Raw genomic sequence first — 4,225 nt, forward strand, 5'->3', positions numbered from 1 at the left:
GGAGATGAGGGAGTGGGGAGAAGAAGCAGGGGGCAGGGGGCAGGGAGCAGGGGGGGAAAAACTTCTAGCTATGACCAACATTTTCCCCATTGCCTTGTCCCCTTGTCCCCTTGTCCCCTTGTCTCCTTGTCCCCTTGTCTCCTTGTCCCCTATTCCCTACATCAAGCAATCGCCTGATGCAAACGTGGCTTGTCTAAACCAATCTGATTTAGGAGTAACCAGGATTGAATGAGATCGGGGCCATGAACATCACCAGTTAAGGCGGCGCGGAGCGATCGCATGACTAGTCCTTTTTTCAGTTTTTGCTCTTTGACTACCTGTTTAATAATGTCCTGGGCTGCTGCTTCTGACAGTTGGGGCTGATTTTCTAATGCTGTGAGAATTGCTTTTAGAGCTACAGCGGAACCTTCTTGTTGGAGTTGCTGACTACCTTCTTCAGTCAATTCTACTGTTTCGCTAAAAAACAGTTTGCTCATTTCTACAGCATCTGTCAGACGAGCCAAACTCTGGCTCATTAAAGTGACTAACTGTTCTAACCAGGGGCGTTCTCGTCCGCCTGTAAAGGTAAATCCGGCTGCTTGCCATTCGGGTATAACTAAATCTGTCAGTTTATCTGTGGGCATATTGTGGATATACTGACTATTTAACCAATCTAGTTTGGCCCAGTCGAATTTAGCCCCGGCTTTATTTACACGCTCAAAGGTAAATTCTTTAGCTGCGGTTTCTAAGGTGAATATTTCTTCGGTTGACTCTGGTGGCGACCAACCCAGCAATGTCATATAATTTACCAAGCCTTCAGATGTAAAGCCCATTTTCTGAAAGTCAGAAATAGAAGTGACTCCATCTCGTTTGGAAAGCTTGCGCCCTTCCATGTTCAAAATTAGGGGTGTGTGGGCAAATTCGGGAATTTTGGCACCAAAGGCTTCATATAACAGAATTTGCTTGGCGGTATTGGCTATGTGGTCTTCTCCCCGGATGACATGGGTAATTTGCATGTCTATGTCATCCACCACAACCACAAAGTTGTACAGTGGTTGACCAGTACCTGTTTCTGAGGCGCGAGCAATGACCATATCACCGCCTAAATCGCTACCTCTCCATGACATTTTTCCCCTTACCAGGTCGTTCCAGACGATTTCTCGCCCATCGTCGATTTTGAAGCGAATCACAAAGCTACGTCCTTCGGCTTTGTAGGCTGCTTCTTGTTCTGGTGTCAGGTTGCGGTGACGGTTATCGTAACGGGGAGCTTCACCTTTAGCTTTTTGGGTTTCCCGTAATAGGTCTAGTTCTTCTGAGGTAGTGTAGCAGCGATAAGCCAATCCTTGTTCTAGAAGTTTTGCTACCGCTTCTCTATACATATCTAGGCGTTGGGATTGAAAAAACGGCCCTTCATCCCAGTTCAGCCCCAGCCAACTCAAACCAGCCAGAATATTTTCTGTGTATTCGGGACGCGATCGCTCTAAATCTGTATCTTCAATTCTCAGAATAAATTTCCCACCGTGGTGGCGGGCAAATAACCAGTTAAATACAGCGGTTCTAGCTGTACCAATATGTAAATTACCAGTTGGACTCGGTGCAATACGGACTCTAACAGTCACAGTTAATTCTCTCTTTCACGAAGCATGATAAATGTAGCTTATACCAAGCCCTCAGTCCTGAGTTAATAAACTAAGGTGTATACGCAAATATCCCCAGTTAGACATATGTGATGTACGGGGATTCAAAAAACATAACTCGATGTTAGAACGGGACTGACGGGGCTCGAACCCGCAACTTCCGCCGTGACAGGGCGGTGCTCTAACCAATTGAACTACAGTCCCTTGATTGGCAACTTTGTTATTATCTCTATTTTCTTTCTACTTGTCAAGTACTTTGGCAGTGAAATTGAAAAGTTTTTTTCGCGTCATGATATAAAGTCCAAAAAACCCTAAAAAACAGGAGAAAGTGTGGTTTTTCGCGCTCATAGCGATGTGGGGAAAGCCACTTGCTTGAGGATATTCATCGGCCCTTGGTTTTTGAGGATTTGCATTTCTGTTTCGTTGCGTACCAGCAATGCACCCGCAAATCCTAAAGAGTTTACAGAAATTGAAGCAAAATGTTCCTGCGATCGCGGTACAATTATCATCCATTCTTTTGTAGCTAAAAGATTATAAGCACCAGATAATTTATTGCCGTTGACTATATTTAAACCCACACTACTTAATAAACCGTAGTAAAGCTCCAAAGTCTTGGCTGCGGCTACAAGCGGCGACTGGGCCCAATGGGGATCTAGTAATGCAAAAGCGTGTACAAAAGGCAGTTCTGGTATAGTTGCGATCGCGTTGGGAAATTTGGCTGATTTAAGTAACAATTCCATAGGTGTTTGCATCCCTGATGCTGATAATGGTAAAGGTACTAATTGTAAATGCTTGTGTCGCTGGCTGGCTCCGGAAATCTTACCGCTGTTGTAGAATGCCAAGCCATCAAAATCAGCTAAACAGGCCCACATAGCTGTAAAGTCTTCTAAAGTGAGTAAACTTTCTTGTTCTTCAAAAGCACGGGTAATGATTAACAGGTGATAGTCAACAACATTGAATTTATTCAAAATACAGACATGAGTATCAGAAATATCCGCCACATATAAATCCTCTTCATAGGGAAGAAAAGGATTAAAATCCTGAGTAGAAGTGGTTTTTTTCTGCTGTTGCTGCTTGGCTGCATCCTTGCGTTCTAGGTTAGATAAAATACGTACCAAGAAGCTCACCCCATCTTGCTCAACAAATTCAAATTTTGTTGGTATTGATAGCAACGCCCCGCATTTTAAAGCGTGTTCAGTTGTTTGTTTGACACTTGTCCATAAAGTACCGGATTGCAGTAATATTTTTGGCTGTGACATAATTCAGTGTCTAATTTTCTGCGCTACTGATCATCTATTGCTTACCAAGCTTCTTGGCGAAAACAGGGAACAAGCAGTATTTATTTTCGTTCCCTGTTAATTGTTGATTTAAAATATTATTTCATTTAACTCAGCAAACATCTCTTCCAGCATATCTTCCATAGTTTGCCGATTCATGTGACGCAGCACCTCTGGCCCTCCCAGAAATTCTTTGATAGTCATTTTTTGTTCTCGAAATTTCTTCACAAAATCACGAATAGCAGTAATCACCTCAATCTCAGATTCAACTTGTGCCAACATTTGAGTAATCGGATCTATTCCCTCTTTCACAGCTTTGCGACAATCAGAAACCATTGCGCCTTCTGGAGTAGTTTTCACCAAGCGCAATTCTTGTTTCAATTTTTCATATTGAGTTTTGAGTAATTCATTTTGCTGTTCTATACGATTGCATGTACGAGTTAAGTCATCCTCACTATTAGTATCAATTAACTCTCCCACCTGATGTTGCTGTTCAATTTCCAACAATCTCGCCAAATCACCTTCTTGGTAAGCCTTGTTGATTTCTTTCATGATTTCTGTATGACGCATTTGCGTTTCGTCATCTTTGACTTTATCCGGGTGAAATATTTCAGCTAAACTCAAAAATGTCTGGCGAATTTTGCGGGCGGAATCTGATTTATTTTTAGCAGGAATATCTGGTGCTGATTGTGATGCTTGATAGTGATGATATTCTTGATTCGTCTCGCCAAAAAAACCATCTTCTTGCTCATCGTCTGCAAATAAGTCATCTAATTCTGTATCTTCATCTTCATCTTCTTCATCAGTTCTTGGTTTGGGGCTGATAATTCCCGCTAACTGGAGTTGATAATAAACTGTTTCAACATCTTTTTTGCTTTGTTTCCCAAACTTTCTGACAGCAAAAATTTCCGCAAACAAAGTATGAATTTCTCGGTCAATATCTACTACTTTTTGGAAACTGGGACTACACCGATGAAATATATCTGTGGCTAAAGAACGCATTTGTTCAACAAAATTGTTGAGTTCAGTCCTTTTTCTCTTAATTTGTTTCAAAAGCCATTGATGTTCTTTATCTAGGGCTTCTAGGCGGATATGGAGGGATGAAAGCGCCAGTGATGCCGTGGAATTGCTACTGTGTGGGGATGATAATTTGCGTGGCATGGGATGATTCAGTGGGAATGAGCTTAAAAGGCATAAGACCGTTAAACCTTATACAGATCCTACAGCCATACAGATTTTACAACCGAAACATCAAGATGAATCAGTCAATACTTGGGCTACTTAGTGGTGCAGAAAAGTCTTGAACCGCTTGTATACCAGGAGTCTGACTGA

The 4,225-nt window shown here is 42.1% G+C and carries 3 protein-coding genes and 1 tRNA gene; all 4 read right to left on the reverse strand.

The annotated features are described in order from the left end of the window. Nucleotides 1-161: 161 nt before the first annotated feature. Nucleotides 162-1,598: a glutamate--tRNA ligase gene (gene gltX, locus ACM0OS_RS28475; protein WP_414546536.1), complete on the reverse strand. Its 1,437-nt coding sequence runs from the start codon at nt 1,596-1,598 to the stop codon at nt 162-164. A gap of 148 nt (nt 1,599-1,746) precedes the next feature. After that, nucleotides 1,747-1,820, reverse strand: a tRNA-Asp gene (locus ACM0OS_RS28480). Between the two features lie 140 nt (nt 1,821-1,960). Next, nucleotides 1,961-2,875 carry an ATP adenylyltransferase family protein gene (locus tag ACM0OS_RS28485; RefSeq protein ID WP_414546537.1) on the reverse strand — a complete coding sequence of 305 codons (915 nt, stop codon included), beginning with the start codon at nt 2,873-2,875 and terminating at the stop codon, nt 1,961-1,963. Between the two features lie 108 nt (nt 2,876-2,983). After that, nucleotides 2,984-4,054, reverse strand: a complete 1,071-nt coding sequence (locus tag ACM0OS_RS28490) for a J domain-containing protein (protein ID WP_414546538.1) — start codon at nt 4,052-4,054, stop codon at nt 2,984-2,986. Between the last annotated feature and the right edge of the window lie 171 nt (nt 4,055-4,225).

The organism is Nostoc sp. CCY0012 (assembly GCF_963920855.1).
Lineage (GTDB): Bacteria > Cyanobacteriota > Cyanobacteriia > Cyanobacteriales > Nostocaceae > Cyanocohniella.